17 protein-coding genes are annotated in these 17,704 nt (G+C 69.2%); 9 read left to right on the top strand and 8 right to left on the bottom strand.

What is annotated here, in order from left to right; translation table 11 throughout:
- Positions 1-7: 7 nt before the first annotated feature.
- Genes AC1HFW_RS15505 through AC1HFW_RS15480 form a run of 6 tightly spaced genes read right to left on the bottom strand, consistent with a single transcriptional unit; the run spans position 8 to position 5,049 of the window.
- On the bottom strand, positions 8-715 hold the full coding sequence (locus tag AC1HFW_RS15505; protein ID WP_006390397.1) for a GntR family transcriptional regulator: 708 nt from the start codon (positions 713-715) through the stop codon (positions 8-10).
- A gap of 20 nt (positions 716-735) precedes the next feature.
- Positions 736-2,121: an AtzE family amidohydrolase gene (locus AC1HFW_RS15500; RefSeq protein ID WP_479284237.1), complete on the bottom strand. Its 1,386-nt coding sequence runs from the start codon at positions 2,119-2,121 to the stop codon at positions 736-738.
- Complete coding sequence (locus tag AC1HFW_RS15495; RefSeq protein WP_006390395.1) at positions 2,118-2,300, bottom strand: DUF4089 domain-containing protein; 183 nt, start codon at positions 2,298-2,300, stop codon at positions 2,118-2,120. Before AC1HFW_RS15495 ends, AC1HFW_RS15500 begins: the two co-directional genes overlap by 4 nt.
- 41 nt (positions 2,301-2,341) lie before the next feature.
- Positions 2,342-3,163 carry an ABC transporter ATP-binding protein gene (locus AC1HFW_RS15490; protein ID WP_006390394.1) on the bottom strand — a complete coding sequence of 274 codons (822 nt, stop codon included), beginning with the start codon at positions 3,161-3,163 and terminating at the stop codon, positions 2,342-2,344.
- A 2-nt stretch (positions 3,164-3,165) separates the two neighbouring features.
- Positions 3,166-4,038: an ABC transporter permease gene (locus AC1HFW_RS15485; RefSeq protein WP_479284234.1), complete on the bottom strand. Its 873-nt coding sequence runs from the start codon at positions 4,036-4,038 to the stop codon at positions 3,166-3,168.
- Positions 4,039-4,041: 3 nt separating this feature from the next.
- Complete coding sequence (locus tag AC1HFW_RS15480) at positions 4,042-5,049, bottom strand: ABC transporter substrate-binding protein (RefSeq protein ID WP_061073837.1); 1,008 nt, start codon at positions 5,047-5,049, stop codon at positions 4,042-4,044.
- A 284-nt stretch (positions 5,050-5,333) separates the two neighbouring features.
- On the opposite strand from AC1HFW_RS15480, the gene AC1HFW_RS15475 reads away from it, so the two are divergent.
- From AC1HFW_RS15475 to AC1HFW_RS15440, 8 genes are all read left to right on the top strand, one after another.
- On the top strand, positions 5,334-6,245 hold the full coding sequence (locus tag AC1HFW_RS15475; RefSeq protein ID WP_006390391.1) for a LysR family transcriptional regulator: 912 nt from the start codon (positions 5,334-5,336) through the stop codon (positions 6,243-6,245).
- A gap of 122 nt (positions 6,246-6,367) precedes the next feature.
- Positions 6,368-7,036: a DUF4286 family protein gene (locus AC1HFW_RS15470; RefSeq protein ID WP_061073838.1), complete on the top strand. Its 669-nt coding sequence runs from the start codon at positions 6,368-6,370 to the stop codon at positions 7,034-7,036.
- Between the two features lie 43 nt (positions 7,037-7,079).
- A complete protein-coding gene (locus AC1HFW_RS15465) occupies positions 7,080-8,399 on the top strand; it encodes an MFS transporter (RefSeq protein ID WP_479284231.1) in 1,320 nt (439 codons plus the stop codon).
- A gap of 288 nt (positions 8,400-8,687) precedes the next feature.
- A complete protein-coding gene (locus AC1HFW_RS15460) occupies positions 8,688-9,986 on the top strand; it encodes an imelysin family protein (protein WP_006390388.1) in 1,299 nt (432 codons plus the stop codon).
- Positions 9,983-11,500 carry a di-heme oxidoreductase family protein gene (locus tag AC1HFW_RS15455; protein WP_479284228.1) on the top strand — a complete coding sequence of 506 codons (1,518 nt, stop codon included), beginning with the start codon at positions 9,983-9,985 and terminating at the stop codon, positions 11,498-11,500. Before AC1HFW_RS15460 ends, AC1HFW_RS15455 begins: the two co-directional genes overlap by 4 nt.
- Complete coding sequence (locus AC1HFW_RS15450) at positions 11,500-12,597, top strand: imelysin family protein (RefSeq protein WP_241075952.1); 1,098 nt, start codon at positions 11,500-11,502, stop codon at positions 12,595-12,597. The genes AC1HFW_RS15455 and AC1HFW_RS15450 overlap by 1 nt, the downstream gene beginning before the upstream one ends.
- Positions 12,578-13,789, top strand: a complete 1,212-nt coding sequence (locus AC1HFW_RS15445; RefSeq protein WP_479284226.1) for a DUF1513 domain-containing protein — start codon at positions 12,578-12,580, stop codon at positions 13,787-13,789. The genes AC1HFW_RS15450 and AC1HFW_RS15445 overlap by 20 nt, the downstream gene beginning before the upstream one ends.
- A 158-nt stretch (positions 13,790-13,947) precedes the next feature.
- Positions 13,948-14,781: a mechanosensitive ion channel family protein gene (locus AC1HFW_RS15440; protein WP_006390384.1), complete on the top strand. Its 834-nt coding sequence runs from the start codon at positions 13,948-13,950 to the stop codon at positions 14,779-14,781.
- Positions 14,782-14,890: 109 nt separating this feature from the next.
- Here AC1HFW_RS15440 and AC1HFW_RS15435 read toward each other — a convergent pair whose 3' ends face one another.
- Complete coding sequence (locus AC1HFW_RS15435) at positions 14,891-15,652, bottom strand: IclR family transcriptional regulator (protein WP_006390383.1); 762 nt, start codon at positions 15,650-15,652, stop codon at positions 14,891-14,893.
- Between the two features lie 161 nt (positions 15,653-15,813).
- Here AC1HFW_RS15435 and AC1HFW_RS15430 point away from each other — a divergent pair, with 161 nt between their 5' ends.
- Positions 15,814-16,803, top strand: coding sequence for a Bug family tripartite tricarboxylate transporter substrate binding protein (locus AC1HFW_RS15430; protein WP_061073845.1), 990 nt, complete (start codon positions 15,814-15,816; stop codon positions 16,801-16,803).
- Positions 16,804-16,872: 69 nt separating this feature from the next.
- Here the strand turns inward: AC1HFW_RS15430 and AC1HFW_RS15425 are convergent, their stop codons facing one another.
- A complete protein-coding gene (locus tag AC1HFW_RS15425) occupies positions 16,873-17,664 on the bottom strand; it encodes an RNA methyltransferase (protein ID WP_085943697.1) in 792 nt (263 codons plus the stop codon).
- Between the last annotated feature and the right edge of the window lie 40 nt (positions 17,665-17,704).

The following is a 17,704-nucleotide window of genomic DNA, read 5'->3' as shown; positions in this document are numbered from 1 at the left end:
ATGCCGGCTACGCCGCCTGCGCGCGCCGGCTGGCGTACAGCCGGTGCAGCGTGATCTTGCGCACGGCGGCCTGGCTGTCGCCGATGTGGTCGCGCAGCAGCGCGGTGGCCTGTTCGGCGTCACGCCGCAGGATCGCCTGCAGGATGGCGCCGTGTTCCGCGTAGGTGCGGGTGATGCGCTCGGGCTGGGTGAAATCCAGTCGCCGCACGATGCGGATGCGCTCGGTGGCGGCGCGATGCACGCGCGCGATCTCGGGGTTGCCGGCGGCGGCCACCAGGTCCGTGTGGAAGCGCTCGTCCAGCGCGGCCAGCCATTCGCCATCGTGCGACTGGTGGGCGCCGTCCACCAGCCACAGGTCCACCAGCGGCTGCAGCGCGCGCAGCGGGTCCGGCACCTGGCCGGGCGCGCACAGGGCCTGCACGGCCGAGATCTCCAGCACGCTGCGCAGCTCGTAGAAATGATCGAGCGTGTCGAAGTCCAGCGGCTTGACCAGCCAGCCGTTGCGCTGGCGCACTTCCAGGTAGCCCTCGCGTTCCAGGCGGAACAGCGCCTCGCGCACCGGCGTGCGGCTGACGCGCAGGCGGTCGGCGATCTCGGTTTCGGTGAAGCGGTCGCCGGGCGCCAGGCGGAAGTCGAGGATGTCGCGCTTGAGCGTGCCGTAGGCGGAATCGGCCAGGCTGCGGGGCGTGTCGATGACGGCGAATGCGGAGTCCATGGGCGGCCTCGGTTGACGGACTAGACGGGACGGACGGCGGCGACGCCGGCGTGTTCCAGCCGCTGCGCGGCCAGCAGGCAGTCGGCCTCGCGCCATGGCGCGGCGATCAGTTGCACGCCCAGCGGCAGGTGCGCGTCGGCGCCGATGCCGGGCCAGACGGGCGCGGCGCAAACGGGCAGGCCGAGGCAGGAGATGGGCTGCGTCAGCAGGCCCATGCTGGCGCGCGCCGGCAGCGTCTGGCCGGCCAGCGTCAGGCTGGTGGTGCCGATGGGCGTGGCCGGCACCGGCGTGGCCGGCGCGATCAGCACGTCGTAGCGTTCGAACAGCGACAACGCCTCGCGGTAGACGCGATGGCGGATGCGCTGGGCCTGCTGCGCCCAGGCCGCGGGCACCAGGCTGCCGGCGACCAGGCGGTCGCGCGAGTAGGGCTCGTAGTCGTCGTAGTTCGTGATCAGGCGTCGGCGGTGCAGGGCGCCGCCTTCGGCCGAGGTGATGATGAAGGCCGCGGCGCGGGCCTGTTCGGCGCCGGCCAGCTCAACGGTATCGGCGGCATCGAGCGCCTGCGCGGCCAGCTGCACCGCGCGGCGCGCCTCGGGGCCGGCCCAATGGTGGAAGTAGCCGCCCAGCACCGCCACGCGCAACGGCCGGTCCGAGCCCAGCGTGGCGAGCGCCGGTTCGGCGGCGCGTTGCGCGCAGGCCGGATCGTCGGCGTCGGGCCCTTGCAGCGCATCGTAGACGGCGGCCAGGCCGGCGGTGTCGGCCGCGAACGGGCCCAGATGGTCCAGGCTGCCGACGAAGGGAAACGAGCCGCCGCGCGGCAGGCGGCCGAAGGTCGGCTTGAGGCCGAACACGCCGCACAGCGAGGCCGGCACGCGGATCGAGCCGTTGGTGTCGGAGCCCAGCGTCAGCGGCACCAGTGCGCCGGCCACCGCGGCGGCGCTGCCGCCCGACGAGCCGCCGGCGATGCGGGTGGCGTCGTGCGGATTGCGGCAGGGGCCGTAGTGCGAGTTCTCGGTGGTGAAGCCGTAGGCATGCTCGTCCATGTTGAGCGCGCCCACCAGCACCGCGCCGGCCTCGCGCAGGCGCGCCACCAGCGTGGCGTCGCGCGGCGCGGCGGGATTGGCGGCATTGACGCGGCCGCCGGCCAGCGTCACTTCCTCGGCGATGTCGAACAGGTTCTTGACGGCGTAGGGCACGCCCGCCAGCGGCGGCAGGGCGTCACCGCGGGCACGGCGCGCGTCGATGGCGGCCGCCTCCTGGCGCGCGCGGTCCTCGGTGATGGCGGTGAAGCAGTTGTAGCGCGCGTCGGCGGTGCGGATGCGCGCCAGCGTGGCGTCGAGCACCGCCACCGCGCTGTGTTCGCCGCTGCGGATGCGGCGGGCCAGGTCGAGCGCGGCGCCGCTCACGGGCGGAACACCGAGGCCGATTCCAGTGCCACCGGCAGGGCCTCGTCGATGAAGGTCGAGGCGATGTCGTGGATGCGCGTGAATTGCTGCGCCACTTCGGCCGCGGCCGGCTCGCGCAGGGCGTAGCCCGCCAGCGCCAGCGCGCTGCGTACGTATTGGTCGATGGTTTCCTGGGTCATGGCGGACTCCCGGCGAAGGTGGATGGATGGGGCGAAGGGGGCTATCGGCGCACTTCGCGCTGGAAGATCTCCAGGCTCAGTTTCTTCATGCCGATGAAGCTGGGCTCGGACAGCGTCTCGACCGTGCGCGGACGGGCATCGCCGTAGTCCAGGATCTCGGCCACGCGCGTGGGACGCTTGGTCAGCAGCAGCACCTGGTCGGCCAGGTACACCGCTTCCTCCAGGTCGTGCGACACCAGCAGCATGGTGGTGCCGGTCTGCATGAAGACCTCTTGCAGCTTTTCGCGGATGAACAGCGTCATCTCGAAGTCCAGCGCCGAGAATGGCTCATCCAGGAACAGCACCTCCGGTCCCGGCGCCAGCGCGCGCATGATCGACGCGGTCTGCTGCTGGCCGCCCGACAATTCGTAGGGGTAGCGCTTGAGGTCGAACTTGACGTCGAACGAGGCCACCAGCTCTTCCACCCGCGCGTCGACCTCGGCCTTGCCGCGGCCTTCGAGGCGCAGCGGGTAGGCGATGTTGTCGATGGTGCGCAGCCACGGGAACATGGCCTCGCGGTAGTTCTGGAAGACGTAGCCGATCTTGGTCTGGGCCAGCGACTTGCCGTCGAACAGGATCTCGCCGGCGTCGATGGGAATCAGGCCCGCGATCATGTTGATCAGCGTCGATTTGCCGCAGCCGTTGGGGCCGAACACCGAGACGATCTTGCCCTTGGGGATGTCGAGGTTGAAGTCCTCGTAGAGCGGCCAGCCGGCGAAGTACTTGGTCAGGCCGCGGATGGTGATGTGGGTGCCGGCCGGTCCCGGCTGGAACGGCGCGGGCGCGGGCGAGGGGGCGATGGCGGGGTTGATGACGGTGGACATGATTATCGGCCGCTCCAGTGGACCACGCGCTTTTCCAGCACCAGGAAGAGAATGTTGAGGACGTAGCCGAGCGCGCCGGCGGCCAGGATCGCGGCGTACATGTCGCGCACGTTCAGCACCTGCTGCGCATTGATGATGCGGTTGCCCAGCCCGCTGTCCGAGCCGATGAACATCTCGGCCACGATCACGATGACGAGCGCCATCGACACGCCGCTGCGCAGGCCGACGAAAGTGGGCTGCAGGCTTTCCCAGATCAGCACGTCCTTGAAGATCTGCCAGCGCGAGGCGCCCATCACCCGCGCCGCCATCACGCGCTGCTTGCGCGCGTTGATGACGCCGTAGGCGCTGTTGAACAGGATCACCAGCACCGCGGCGAAGGCGGCGATGGCGATCTTGTTCATGTCGGTCACGCCGAAGATCATCAGGAACAGCGGGATCAGCGCAGACGACGGCGTCGAGCGGAAGAAGTCCACCAGGAACTCGACGCTGCGGTAGGCCTTCTCGTTGCTGCCGAGCAGCACGCCCAGCGGCACGCCGATCACGCCGGCGATGACGAAGGCCTGCAGCGTGCGGCTGACCGAGGCCAGGAAATCGCCCAGCAGCGGGCCGCCGGCCATGCCCTTGGCCAGGGCCACCAGCGTGGCGCCGGGCGTGGGCAGCAGTACCGGGCTGACCAGTTGCAGCCGCACCACCAGGTCCCACACCACATACAGCGCCAACGGCCCGATCAGCGGCAGCAGGCGCGCGGCGGTCCAGGTGCGCGGCGCACGCGAGGCCGGCGCGGCGGCCGGCTTGGCGGCGGCCGCCGCGCTGGCCGCGTGGCTGGCGCCGGCGGCCGGGGCCGCGCTGGCGCGGTTTGCGTTGATCGCGTCCATGGCTCAGCCCTTGTACAGCATCGAGGCCACGTCCACCTTCTGCGCGAAGATGCCCTTGTCGGCGAACAGGTCGAAGAATTTCTGGAAGTACTGGATATCGCTGGGGCTGAACTCGTTGTAGAGCGTATAGGCGGCCAGCGGCACGGCTTCGGTCATGGGGCCTTCGATGGCGGTGTAGCCCTTCATGAAGGGGCGCGCCTCGTCGGGCTTGGCGCGGATCAGCTCGATGCCGCGGGCGTAGGCGGCGATGAATTTCTTGCTTTCCTCGGGATGCTTCTTCAGGAACGCGGTGGTCAGCGAGGCCGAGCCGCCGAACCACGGCGCCATCGGATCGCCCAGCACGTACTTGGCGATCACGCCGGCCTCGAGCACGCGGGTGGTGCCGTTCAGGCGGCCGACCGTGCCGGTGGGCTCGAGCGTGTAGCATGCGTCCAACTGGCCGGCGGCGACCGCGGCGACGTGCTGGCTTATCGCCAGCTCGACCACGGTCGCCCCGGTTGCGCCGGCGCGCTCCAGCACTGCTTTGGCCAGCGTGGCATTCTGGATGCCGGGTCCAGAACCGACCTTTTTCCCCTTGAGGTCTGCGATGGATTGGATGGGACTGTCTTTCGCGACGATGAACTCGTCCAGCACGTTCTTGGCGTTGCTGGGGTTGGAGGCGAATATCTTGAACAGGCCGGGCGAGGCGATCTCGCCGATGGCCAGGTTGGCCGAGCCGGTGCCGTTGGCGCTGCCGTCGGCGCGGCCCGCGAGCATGGCTTCCATGACCTGCTGCGCGCCGGCGAACTTGAGCGCCTCGACGTTCAGGCCGGCTTCCTTGAAGTAGCCCTTTTCGATGGCGGCGTAGAACGGCAGGCCCGCCGCGACCGGCCAGTAGCCGATGCGGATGACCGGGCCCGACTGCGCCCGCACCAGGGCCGGCGCGGCCAGCGTGGCGGCGCCCAGCGCGGCGCCCTGCATCAGACGGCGGCGGGTGGCGTTGAAAGCGAAGGGCGCGGGGCGGTCGGTCATGCGTGACTCCTGGTCGGTAAGGGGACGGGCGCTTGGCTTGTAGACAAGCTTGCATACCAGTCATCAAGCAAGACCCGTGCCAACCTTCGCTGGCCCGGTTTTTCGCCATGGCGGGGCGATCATGGCGCGGCGCGTGAACCATGCTGGTGCATGCGGCACCGCGAGAGGGCGTGCATGGCGTCATGGCGCGGCCTGCCCGCAAGGCGTTAGGATGTGCACAGGCCGGGGCTTGCCGCCCGGGCGTTCTTGGAACCGCGCGTCGTCGGGCGCGCCGTGGCGTGGATATGAATACCCGTTTCGTCGAAGCATTCCTGTGGTCCGCCCGGCTGGGCAGTTTCCGTGCGGCCAGCGACCGCCTGCACATCACCCAGGCCGCCGTGGCCAACCGCATCGCCTCGCTTGAAGAGGACATCGGCGCGCGCCTGTTCGAGCGTGACGCCAAGGAGCTGCGGCTGACGGCGGTGGGCACGCGCCTGCTGGACTATGGCGAGCGGCTGATGCAGTTGCGCCAGCAGATCCTGTCGCTGGGTCGCACCGGCGACGAGGTGTTCGGCCTGGTGCGCATCGGCGCCATCGAGACGGTGGTGCACACCTGGCTGATCGGCTTCCTGACCAATCTGCGTTCCACCTATCCGGGCATCGAGGTGCAGCTGACTTCGGAGACCACTCGCGCGCTGCATCGCGGCCTGCGCGAGGGCACGCTCGACATCGCCTTCCAGACCGACCTGCTGACCGACACCGGCATCATCAGCATGCCGTGCCTGCCGATGGAAATGGGCTGGGTGGGGCCGGCCGGCGATGAAGAGGCGCTGACGGTGCAGCAGTTGCTGAGCGAACCGGTGCTGACCATGAGCCCCGGCTCGCAGCCGCACGAAGCGCTCAAGGGACTGTTCCGCGAGGCCGGCCTGCCGCTGGGCAAGGTGCACTGCGTCAGCTCGATCTCGGCGCTGGCGCGGCTGGTGCGCAGCGGCTTTGGCCGGGCGCTGGTGCCGCTGCCGCCGATCTACGAATACGTGGCGCGCGGCGAGGTGCAGATGATCCGCTGCGACGTGCCGGTGCCGCCGCAGCTGCTGGTGGTGAGCTATCTGGAGGGCGCGGGCTCGGAGGCGATCCGGCTGGTGGCCGAACTGGCCTGCCGCGCCTCGGATCAATACACCGCGTCGGTGGCGCCGCCAAAATTCGGCTCCGCGCAATAGCGTTATCCCTAGGTCGGCCCGCAATAATTTTATTGCCGACGCGAAAAATTACTCGTTTGTCGGACCTGGCCCCATCGGCCGAAGATGAGTCCCTTCCGTTATCGAAGGGATTTTTTCTTTCCATGAGCCAAGCCACCACTCCGTCCACGCCCAACGGCATGCTGTTCGTCGCCTGCGACGTCGATCCCGCCTTCGAGACCGATTTCAACCGCTGGTACGACCGCGAGCACGTCGAAGAGCGCGTGCGCATTCCGGGCTTCCTGTCGGGCGCGCGCTATTTCTCGCTGTCCGGCGGCCGCAAGTACCTGGGGCTGTACCGCACGGAATCGCTGGGCGCCTTCACCACCGCCGACTACCGCGCCGCCTTCGAGCGCCAGACGCCCTGGTCGGTGGCCAACCTGGACCGCATGCGCGATCCGATGCGCCGCGTCTGCGCGGTGCAGGCCGTGACGGGCTTCGGCAGCGGCAGCCACATCGCGGTGCTGCCGCTGGTGTTCGGTGGCGATGCGGCCGCGCTGCTTGCGCGCGCGGCCGAGGCCGGCGCGGCGCTGGCCCAGGTCGATGGCTTCGTTCAGTCCTATTTGTTGGCTCCGGATGCTGCGCTGAGCGGCCCGTTGCCGCGAGAATCCACCGCCAATCGCCGCCTGGATCCGCTGTTCGTGGTCGAGGCCAGCTCGGCCGACGCCGCGCGGGCCCTGGCCGAACAGGCCGCCGCCGCCTTCGGCACCCGCGCCAGCGACGCCTGGCTGCTCGAACTGGGCTGGAAGCTGGCGGCCGCCGACCTGCGCTGACACGGCGCCGCGTCCACACACATCACAAACATGGGGAATCACAGTGGCTGAAAACACCTTGCACGCTCCGGCGTCCGCCCACGGCGGCGCGTCGCCGGACAAGATGAAGAAGCTGGCCATGGCCAGCTCGGTCGGCACCACGCTCGAGTGGTACGACTTCACGATCTACAACCTGATGGCGGCGCTGGTGTTCAACGCCATCTTCTTCCCGTCGTTCGATCCGCTGACGGGTACCATCCTGGCGTTCTCGACCTACGCGGTCGGCTACGTCTCGCGGCCGCTGGGCGGCTTCGTCTTCGGCCACCTGGGCGACCGCCTGGGGCGCAAGTTCGTGCTGGTGGCCACGCTGGTGATCATGGGCGTGTCGACCGGCCTGATGGGCATGCTGCCGACCTACGCCAGCTGGGGCGTGTGGGCGCCGGTGGCATTGGTGGCGCTGCGCTTCATCCAGGGCGTGGCGCTGGGCGGCGAATGGGCCGGCGCGGTGCTGCTGTCGATGGAGCACGGCAAGCCCAACCAGCGCGGCCGCAATGCGTCCTTCACGCAGGTCGGGCCGTCGTGCGGCACGTTGATCGGCACCGGTTTCATCGCCCTGATCTCGCTGTGGCTCACGCCCGAGGAATTCCAGGCCTGGGGCTGGCGCGTGCCGTTCATGTCGAGCGTGGCGCTGGTGCTGTTCGGCCTGTGGCTGCGCCGCGGCGTCGAAGAGACGCCGGTGTTCCTGGAAATGGAACAGAAGCGCGAAACCGCCAACACCCCGATCAAGGAAGTGCTGGTGCGGCACTGGCGCCAGCTGCTGGTGGCGGGCGGTTCGCGCATCGGTTCGGACGTGCTGTATGCGCTGGTGGTGGTGTTCACGCTGACCTACGTGACCACGGTGCTGCACCTGTCGCGGCCGCTGGCGCTGGGCGCCACCATGCTGGGCGCGGCGCTCAACGCCATCGCGGTGCCGCTGTGCGGGCATCTGTCGGACAAGATCGGGCGCCGTCCGGTGTACGTGGCCGGCGCGGTGCTGGGCATGATCTGGGCGTTCGTGTTCTTCACGCTGATGGACACCGCGCATCCCGTCGCGATCTGCGCCGCCGTGGTGGTGGGCCTGCTGATCCACGCCATGATGTACGGCCCGCAGGCCGCCTTCATCACCGAGCAGTTCCCGGGCCGGGTGCGCTATGCCGGATCGTCGCTGGCCTACACGCTGGCCGGCATCGTCGGCGGGGGCTTCGCGCCGCTGATCATCGCCAGCCTGTTCAAGTCGTGGAACTCGACCGTGGCGGTGTCGCTGTACGTGGCCGCCGCGCTGGTGGTGACCGCCATCTCGGTGCTGGCCGCCAAGGAGACGGCCAAGGCGCCGCTGCAACGCTGAGCGGGGGGGCGGCCCGCCTGGGGCCGTCCGTCCCTTCTTCCGCCCGGGGTCTCCCGGGCTTTTTGCGCTTCCTTTTTTCGCCTGTCCGTTCCCGCGGGATTGCGGCCGTGAGGGCGAGGACGGGGCGCGCACGGTCCTGCCTTTTCATGCCTTTACGTTCGGAAAAACGTCAGGTAGCTGACTTTATTCTGAACAACAAACGAAAATTGTTTACACTCGCATCCACAAAATTCAAGTGTGGACGGCACCGCCGCGGGGCGGATTCCGTCCGAGTTACGGGAGAAAGTGATGCGCAAGTTGTTGTTGGGGGCGGTGCTGGCCGTCGCGGCATTCGGGGGGACGGTTCACGCCGCCACGCAGCCCAAGGCCGTGGTGACGAACTATTCGGATCTGGCGCTGGCCGGCTATGAAGACGCGCTGACTTCCGCCAAGACGCTGCGCGAGGCCATCAACGCCCTGGTCGCCAAGCCCAGCGCGGACACGCTCAAGGCCGCCCGCCAGGCCTGGCTGGATGCGCGCGTGCCCTACCAGCAGACCGAGGCGTTCCGCTTCGGCAACCCCATCGTCGACGATTGGGAAGGGCGCGTGAACGCGTGGCCGCTGGACGAAGGCCTGATCGACTACGTTGACGCCTCCTATGGCACCGAGAACGACGAGAACGCCTACTACGCCGTCAACGTCATCGCCAATTCCAAGATCTCGGTGGGCGGCAAGACCATCGACGTCAGCGAGATCACCCCCAAGCTGCTGTCCGAAGTGCTGCACGAGGCCGACGGCAACGAGGCCAACGTGGCCACCGGCTACCACGCCATCGAATTCCTGCTGTGGGGCCAGGACCTGAACGGCACCGGCCCGGCGCCGGCCGACCGCAAGGGCACGCCGCAGGAACGCCACTCGGGCAACCGTCCGCATACCGACTACGACGTCAAGCAGTGCACCGGCGGCAATTGCGAACGCCGCATCGCCTATCTGAAGGCCGTGACCGACCTGCTGGTGACCGACCTGGAAGAGATGGTCGGCAACTGGCAGAAGGACGGCGCCGCGCGCAAGGCCGTGCAAGAGGATCCCAAGGCCGGCCTGGTGGCGATGCTGACCGGCGTGGGCAGCCTGTCGTACGGCGAACTGGCCGGCGAGCGCATGAAGCTCGGCCTGATGCTGCACGATCCCGAGGAAGAGCACGACTGCTTCTCGGACAACACCCACAACTCGCACTTCTACAACCAGATCGGCATCCGCAACGTCTACCTGGGCGCGTACACCCGCGTCGATGGCAAGAAGGTGTCGGGCGCCAGCCTGTCCGAATTGGTCAAGGCGCGTGATCCCAAGCTGGATACCGAAGTGCGCGCCAAGCTGGACGCCACCGTGGCCGCCATGCAGGCGATGAAGACCCGCGCCGAGACGGTCGAGACCTACGACCAGATGATCGCGGACGGCAACAAGGAAGGCAACGCGGTGGTGCAGGCCGCCATCGACCGCCTGGTCGACCAGACCCGCAGCCTGGAGCGCGTGATCGCGCTGCTGGACCTGGGCAAGGTCGCCATCGAGGGTTCCGACAGCCTGGACAAACCCGACGCCGTATTCAAGTGAAGCTCGTATTCGCCGCCGTACTGGCGGCGTCGGCCCATGCCGGCGCCGCCGCCGCTCCCAGCGCGCCCGCCGGGCGCGATGACCTGAGCGCCGAAGACCTCAAGCGGGTCACCGCCATCACCGCGCCCACGCGCGATTTCTCCAAGGCCGAGACCTTCGAGAACATGCAGGCGGGCGCCACCACCACCAACAAGCTCATCAACGCCGACATCTTCTCGCAGCCGTCGGCCAACATGAGCTTCGAACGGCGCCAGGAATTCCAGGTCGGCAACGGCCTGTTCCGCAAGGACTGGGTGTCCGCGCCGGCCTCCACGCAGGCCTCCGACGGCCTCGGGCCGCTGTTCAACGCGCGCTCGTGCCAGGCCTGTCATACCAAGGACGGGCGCGGCTCGGTGCCGGGCTTCGATCCGCTGGAACGTCCCGACGCGGTGGCGCTGCTGCTGCGCCTGGCGGTGCCCGAAGGCCCCGACCGCGGCCATCCGCGCCTGGCGCCGGGTGAGATCGCCCTGTTGCCCGAGCCCGTCTATGGCGTGCAGCTGCAGAACTTCGCGGTGGCCGGCCTGCCAGCCGAAGGCCGCATGGAGATCGACTACACGCCGGTCACCGTCAAGCTCAATGGCGGCGAGACCGCCACGCTGCTGAAACCGGCCTACCGCATCGAGAACCTGGGCTACGGACCGATGCGCAAGGACACGCAGATTTCGCCGCGGCTGGCGCCGCCGATGATCGGCCTGGGCCTGCTGGAATCGATCCACGAGGCCGACATCCTGGCCAACATCGGCGCCGACAAGCGCGACGGCATCGTCGGCAAGGCCAACTGGGTCACCGACATGCGCACCGGCCAGCGCGCGCTGGGCCGCTTCAATCTCAAGGCCGGCCAGCCCACGGTGGAGCAGCAGAGCGCGGCCGCGTTCTCGAACGACATGGGCTTGTCGTCGCCGCTGTTCCCCAACCACTACGGCGACTGTACGCCGGCGCAGGTCCAGTGCCTGAAGATGCCGCACGGGGCGCAGCCGCGCTTCGGTCCGGAAGAGGTGCCGGCCAAGCTGATGGACTTCGTCACCACCTATTCGACCAACCTGGCGGTGCCGCAGCGGCGCGACATCGACGACGCCCGCGTGCTGGCCGGCAAGAAGCTGTTCTACGAGGCCAATTGCGTCGCCTGCCACGTGCCCAAGTACGTCACCAGCCGCAACGCCAAGCAGGCCGAGCATCGCTTCCAGCTGATCTGGCCGTACACCGACATGCTGGTGCACGACATGGGCGATGACCTGGCCGACGGCGTGTCCGACGGCGAGGCCAACGGCCGCGAGTGGCGCACGCCGCCGCTGTGGGGCATCGGCCTGACCAAGACCGTGAACCCCAACGCCACCTGGTTGCATGACGGGCGCGCCCGCACGCTGCTGGAGGCGGTGCTGTGGCACGGCGGCGCCGGCCAGCCGGCGCGCGACCGCGTGGTGGCGATGACGCCCGAAGAACGCGCCGACCTGATCCGTTTCCTGGAGTCGTTGTGATGAATCCCGTTGTCGCGCTGCGGCGCGCCCCGGCCAGGGCCCTGGCCGCCGCCTGGCTGCTGGCCTGGCCGCTGGCCGCGTCCGCCGCCAGCCTGCCCGCCGACCTGGGCGAGCGCCTGGCGCAAGGGTATGCGCGTCCGGCCGCCGCCGGCATGGCCGAGGCCGCCAGCGGCCTGGAAGGCGCGCTGGCCTCGTGGTGCGGCCAGCCCGACGCGGCCGGCGCCAAGCGGGTCGGCGACGCGTTCACCGGCCTGGCGCTGGCGTGGGCGCGGCTCGAACCGCTGCGCTTCGGCCCGCTGGTGCAGGCCAACCGCTACGAACGCCTGGCGTTCTGGCCCGATACCCGCGGCGTGATGCCCAGGCAGGTGCAGGCCGCGATCGCGGCGCAGGATGCCGAGCTGCTCAAGCCCGGCGCGCTGGCCGGCCGCAGCGTGGCGCTGCAGGGCCTGCCGGCGCTGGAATTCGTGCTGTATGGCGAGCCGGCGCTGCTCAAGCAGCAGGGCGCGCCGACGTTCGCCTACGCCTGCGGTTACGCCCGGGCGGTATCGGCCAACGTCGCCGCGATTTCGCGCGACCTGGCCCAGGCCTGGGGCCCGCAGGCCGAGTTCGGCCGCCAGTTCGCGCGGCCGCAGGCGGGCAATGATCTCTATCGCGATCCGCAGGAAGTGGCGGCGGAAGCCATGAAGGCGCTGTCCACCGGCCTGCAGTTCGCGCGCGACGTGAAGCTGCTGCCGGTGCTGGGCGAGTCGGCGGACGCCGCGCGTCCCAAGCGCGCTGCGTTCTGGCGCAGCGGCCTGTCGACCCGCACGCTGGCGGCCGGCCTGGATGGCCTGGCCGCGTTCTACCGCGCGGGCGGCTATGCCTTGCCGCCGGGCGACGCCTGGATGGGCGGCGCCGTGCTGGGCGAACTGGACAACGCGGCGCGCACGCTGCGCGAGGTGCCGGCGCCGCTGGAGCAGGCGCTGGCCGACACCGAAGGGCGCCGCCTGCTGGGGCTGGCGACGCTGACGTTGAAGAACGCCAAGGCCATCGTCGACCAGGACCTGGCGCCTGCGCTGGGCGTGACCATCGGCTTCAATGCGCTCGATGGCGACTGAACGCGACCGCGGAGCGGCCACCCACGGCGTGCCGGCGCGAGCGCTGGCCGGCGATGCGCCGGCATGGCCCGCGCGGCGTGGTTTCCTGGCCCGCAGCGCGGGGGGCGCGCTCGGCGCGGCGCTGGGGTGGCCGGGCCTGGCGTTGGCCAGCGCCGGTGACGGCGCGCAGGCACGCTATCTGGCGGCGCGGCAACGCGCTGGCCGCGACGAAGCGGTGGTGCTGGACGGCGCCGGGCAGGATCGGCGCGTGGTACCGATGCCGGCGCGCGGCCACAGTTTCGCGATCGACGCGGCGTCCGAACGCGCCGTGGTGTTCGGTCGCCAGCCGGGCTTTTTCGCCCTGGCCTTCGACCTGCGCGGCGAGCGCGCGCCGCTCGAACTGCCGTTGCCCGACGACCGCCATTTTTTTGGGCATGGCGCTTATTTCGACGGCGCCCGGCTGCTGGCCGCCACCGAGAACGATTTCGACGGCGGCCGTGGCGTGCTGGGCATCTACGATGCCACGCCGGGCGGCGCCTACCGCCGTATCGGCGAATACGACACGGGCGGCATCGGGCCGCACGAGGTGGTGTTGATGCCGGACGGGAGGACGCTGTGCGTGGCCAACGGCGGCATCCTGACGCACCCCGATTACGGCAAGCTGGAACTGAACCTGGACACCATGCGGCCGTCATTGGCGTACCTGGACGCGGCGAGTGGCGATCTGCTGGAAAAAGTGGAACTGCCCCCCGAGCTGCACCGGCTGTCGATCCGCCACCTGGCGCTGGCAGCGGATGACAGCGTCTGGTTCGGCTGCCAGTACATGGGCCCCGCCGGCGACCGGCCGGCCCTGGTAGGCCGCCACCGGCGCGGCGCGGCGCTGGAACTGTTCGCCGGCCCGGCGCCGGCGCTGCGCGAAATGCGCAACTACATCGGCTCGGTGACCGCGGATGCGGCCGGGGCCATCATCGCCACCTCCAGCCCGGTGGGGGGGCAGGTGCTGTACTGGGACGCGGCCAGCGGCCGCTGCCTGGGCGAGACGCGGCTGGCCGACGGCTGCGGCGTGGCGCCGGCGCCGGTGAGCGGCTTCCTGATCAATAGCGGCTTGGGGGCGATGCTGCACGCCGATGCCTCAGGCATCGAACGGCCGCTGCTGGCGCCGTCGCGTGAACGCGCCTGGGACAACCATTTCCGCAAGGTCGCGGGCACCTGACGTCCGCGGCTGGGCGATGGCGCGGACCTCGCATGCCGCGCCGTCTTCCGCGCCCGCTCCTTACAAAGCTTGACACACCGGACGCCCGCCGCGTCCCTTTCCGCAGGACGCATCTGATAAAGTTTTCGGTTGTCTTTTTGCAAGAGGGAGCGATAACGATGGAAGACGCCTTGAAAGAATTCAATGCCTGGGCCCCGCGCCTGGTGGACCTGGGCATCAATCTGCTGGTCGCCTTGCTGATCCTGGTCATCGGCTGGTGGGTCTCGGCGTTGCTGGGCCGCTGGGTGCGACGCATCGCCACCCGTTCCAGCAAGATCGATCCGACCATCGTGCCGATGTTCTACAGCACCGTGGTCTGGACGGTGCGCATCTTCACGTTGATCGCGGTGCTGGCGCGCTTCGGGGTGCAGACCGCCAGCCTGATCGCGGTGCTCGGCGCCGCCGGCCTGGCCGTCGGCCTGGCGCTGCAGGGCACGCTGCAGAACATCGCCGCCGGCATCATGCTGCTGATCCTGCGCCCGGTGCGCGCCGGCGAATACGTCGGCCTGAGCACCGGCGCCGAGGGCACGGTCGAAGAGGTCGGCCTGTTCCTGACGCGCCTGATCCAGGTCGACGGCATCCACCTGACGCTGCCCAACAGCACCGTCTGGAACGCCACCATCACCAACTACAGCCGCAACAAGACGCGCCGCCTGGATATCCCGGTGCCGGTGCGCTATGGCGACGACCTGAACGCGGTGCTGGCCAAGCTGCAGGGCATCGTCGATGCCAGCCCCAATGCGCTGAAGGATCCGCAGCCGCTGGTGAAGGTGGTGGACTACAAGGAAAACGGCGTGGTCGTGAATGTGCGCGTGTGGGCCGAGGCGGGCAAGTACTGGGACCTGCGCTGGGGCCTGTACCAGGAAATCCGCAGCTCGCTGGAGGCCGCCGGCTTCCAGGCGCCGATCCCGCTGCGCGAGATCCAGAATCCGAAGACTGGCGCGCCGGCCTGATCCTTTCCGCGCGCGATTGAAAAGGGCGTTCGCGCGATGCGCGGACGCCCTTTTTTCATCGGGGAGCCGGTTCGGAATGAAGGGGCCCTTCTTCGCGGGGAGGGCGGCCTCAGGCCTGCACCGCCAGGCGCGCCAGTTCGGCCTTGATCCAGCCGGCAATCTCGCGCTGGCGCTGGGCCGGCATGCGGTCGATGATGGCCGTGACGCTGACCGCCAGCAGCGGCGCGCCGTGCGCGTCGAGCAGCGCGCAACCCACGCCCAGCGCGCCGCGCACGGCGTGGTTGCCCACCACCGAATAGCCGCGCGCGCGGGTGTTCTCGATCAGGCGGAACATTTCCTGCGGCGTCATGCCGCCGTATTCGTCGAGCCGGCTGGAGTTGCGTTCGACGATGCCGCGGGCGACGTCGTCGGACAGCGCCGCCAGCAGCGCCATGCCGCCCGAGCCCACGCCCAGCGGCTGGCGCTTGCCGGCGTAGGTCGCCAGGATCTGCACCGGGTAGCTGCCGATCTCGCGATGCAGGCTGATGGAATCGTCCTCGTCGCGCACCACCAGGAACACGGCGTCGCCGGTGCGGTCGGCCAGGCGCCGCAGCACCGGCAGCAGCTGGCGCACGCGCGGATCGCGCGAACGGGTGTCGGGGTCCACCGCCAGCTGGGCGCGGTATTTCTTGGTGCCCGTCACCGGCAGCACCAGGCCTGCGTCGAGCAGGGCCGCCAGCAGCCGGTAGATGGTGGGGCGCTGAATGCCCGTCAGGCGGGCAATATCGGTCACGCTGAGGCCGTCAGGCCCCTGGTCCCGCAGGGCGGCCAGAACGGCCAGCCCGCGCCGCAATGTGCGTGGGCCTGCGGCCGCGGCATCGCTGTCTTGCATGCAACTCTCTGAAAACTTGGGGGTTATTGCGGAACGGTCAAGGGAAAACCATAGTCCGTAGCGTGGACTCTACCTTGATGCTCCTCTCGTGTATAGATCAGAATGCAGCATCCAATAATTCAAATCGTCCATGTAATGGACAGTATCAGCACGGAGACTATATGATGACCGGTCAAAAGCCTGGACTGCGGCGTCTTGCCGCCACGCTACTGGCTACCGCCGCAAGCGCTTTCGCCATGGGTTCCGCCCAGGCTGCCTATCCCGACAAACCTGTCCGCATCGTGGTCGGCTTTTCCGCCGGTGGCACCACCGACGTGATCGCCCGCATCATGGCCAAGGAACTGACCGAGGCCCTGGGCCAGTCGTTCGTGGTCGAGAACAAGCCGGGCGCCGGCAGCAACATCGCCACCGACATGGTGCAGCGCGCCGCGCCGGACGGCTACACGCTGCTGTTCGTGGCCGTCACCAGCGCCATCAACCAGACGCTGTACAAGAACGTCACGTTCGATCTGACGAAGGACTTCACCCCGGTGGCCTTGGGCGCCAAGGTGCCGAACATCCTGGTGGTCAACCCGCAGGTGCCGGTCAAGACGGTGCAGGAACTGGTCGACTACGCCAAGAAGAACCCGGGCAAGCTGGCCTTCGCCTCGTCGGGCAGCGGCACCTCGATCCACATGGCCGGCGAGCTGTTCAAGATGAAGGCCGGCATCGACGTGCTGCACGTGCCGTACAAGGGCAGCGCCCCGGCCATCACCGATCTGATCGGCGGCCAGGTGCAGTTCATGTTCGACAACATGCCGTCGGCCTGGCCGCACGCCCAGTCGGGCAAGCTGCGCGCGCTGGCGGTGACCACGTCCGAACGCTCCAAGAGCGCGCCGGACCTGCCCACCATGCAGGAATCGGGCTTCGCCGGCTTCGACGTGTCGTCGTGGTTCGGCCTGATCGCCCCGGCCGGCACGCCGCCCGACGTGGTCAACAAGCTCAACGCCGCCATGGTCAAGGCGCTGGACAAGCCCGAAGTGCAGACCAGCTTCGAAAAGCTGGGCGCCGTGGGCGTCAAGACCACGCCGGCCGAGTTCGGCCAGTTCATCAAGTCGGAAGTGGAAGGCTGGGCGCCGGTGGTCAAGGCGTCGGGCGCCAAGGTCGACTGAGCGCAAGCTTCGTGCCGCGGCGGGTCAACCGCCGGCGGCCGATGACGGGGGACGGGCGGATGCCCGTCCCTATTTTTTTGCGTCGCCGTCGCGGCGGGCCTTGGCCAGCATGGCGGTGCAGACGCCGCGCATCATGTCGACTTCGTCGCGGGTCAGGGCGACCCGGGAAAAAAGGTGCCGCATGCGCGGCAGCAGCTTCTTGGGATGGGCCGGGTCCAGGAACCGCACGCCCACCAGCGCCTCTTCCCAGTGCGCCAGGAAGGCCTGCACCGCCTCGCCCGAGGCCGGTTCGGCGCCGCGCGAGGGCGCCTGCGCGGTCGACGCCGGCAGCAGGGCGGCGCCCTGGTCCACCAGCAGCGCGTAGCGCAGCTCCCAGGCCGCCAGTTGCAGCGCCTGGGCCACGTTCAGCGAGCTGTACTCGGGATTGGCCGGGATGTGGCAGATGCGGTGGCACAGCCCGATCTGGTCGTTGGTGAGGCCGGCGCGCTCGGTGCCCAGCACGATGGCGGCGCAGCCCTCGGGGGCTTGCGCCAGGTGGGCGCAGGCCAGATCGGCGGCCTGGCGGATGTCGCAGGGCGGGGGGCCCAGGTCGCGCACCCGGGCGGTCAGGGCGAACGCCAGGGTCACGGGCGCCAGCGCCTCTTCCAGGGTATCGTAGATGCGCGCGTTTTCCAGCACGTCCAGGGCGCCGCTGGCCAGGGCCACGGCCTCCGGCTGGCTGGTTACATCGGCGAATTTGGGCCCCACCAGCACCAGTTCCGAGAAGCCCATGGTCTTGATCGCACGGGCCGCCGAACCGACGTTTCCGGGGTGGCTGGGGTTCACCATAATGAAGCGAACGCGTGAAAATGCTTGAGTCATTTAAAATGGCACGTTTGGCTTAGTGCCTTCCTGGTTTTTT

Source organism: Achromobacter sp. ISS7 (assembly GCF_056523125.1).
Note: the sequence above shows the minus strand (reverse complement) of the source record. Positions and strands in the feature narration are given on the sequence as shown.

Excerpts from the sequence above, each read along its gene's own strand:
- AC1HFW_RS15505 (WP_006390397.1), bottom strand. The coding sequence starts at position 715 with ATGGACTCCGCATTCGCCGTCATCGACACGCCCCGCAGCCTGGCCGAT.
- AC1HFW_RS15495 (WP_006390395.1), bottom strand. The coding sequence starts at position 2,300 with ATGACCCAGGAAACCATCGACCAATACGTACGCAGCGCGCTGGCGCTG.
- AC1HFW_RS15490 (WP_006390394.1), bottom strand. The coding sequence starts at position 3,163 with ATGTCCACCGTCATCAACCCCGCCATCGCCCCCTCGCCCGCGCCCGCG.
- AC1HFW_RS15485 (WP_479284234.1), bottom strand. The coding sequence starts at position 4,038 with ATGGACGCGATCAACGCAAACCGCGCCAGCGCGGCCCCGGCCGCCGGC.
- AC1HFW_RS15480 (WP_061073837.1), bottom strand. The coding sequence starts at position 5,049 with ATGACCGACCGCCCCGCGCCCTTCGCTTTCAACGCCACCCGCCGCCGT.
- AC1HFW_RS15475 (WP_006390391.1), top strand. The coding sequence starts at position 5,334 with ATGAATACCCGTTTCGTCGAAGCATTCCTGTGGTCCGCCCGGCTGGGC.
- AC1HFW_RS15470 (WP_061073838.1), top strand. The coding sequence starts at position 6,368 with ATGAGCCAAGCCACCACTCCGTCCACGCCCAACGGCATGCTGTTCGTC.
- AC1HFW_RS15460 (WP_006390388.1), top strand. The coding sequence starts at position 8,688 with ATGCGCAAGTTGTTGTTGGGGGCGGTGCTGGCCGTCGCGGCATTCGGG.
- AC1HFW_RS15450 (WP_241075952.1), top strand. The coding sequence starts at position 11,500 with ATGAATCCCGTTGTCGCGCTGCGGCGCGCCCCGGCCAGGGCCCTGGCC.
- AC1HFW_RS15445 (WP_479284226.1), top strand. The coding sequence starts at position 12,578 with ATGCGCTCGATGGCGACTGAACGCGACCGCGGAGCGGCCACCCACGGC.
- AC1HFW_RS15440 (WP_006390384.1), top strand. The coding sequence starts at position 13,948 with ATGGAAGACGCCTTGAAAGAATTCAATGCCTGGGCCCCGCGCCTGGTG.
- AC1HFW_RS15435 (WP_006390383.1), bottom strand. The coding sequence starts at position 15,652 with ATGCAAGACAGCGATGCCGCGGCCGCAGGCCCACGCACATTGCGGCGC.
- AC1HFW_RS15430 (WP_061073845.1), top strand. The coding sequence starts at position 15,814 with ATGATGACCGGTCAAAAGCCTGGACTGCGGCGTCTTGCCGCCACGCTA.
- AC1HFW_RS15425 (WP_085943697.1), bottom strand. The coding sequence starts at position 17,664 with ATGACTCAAGCATTTTCACGCGTTCGCTTCATTATGGTGAACCCCAGC.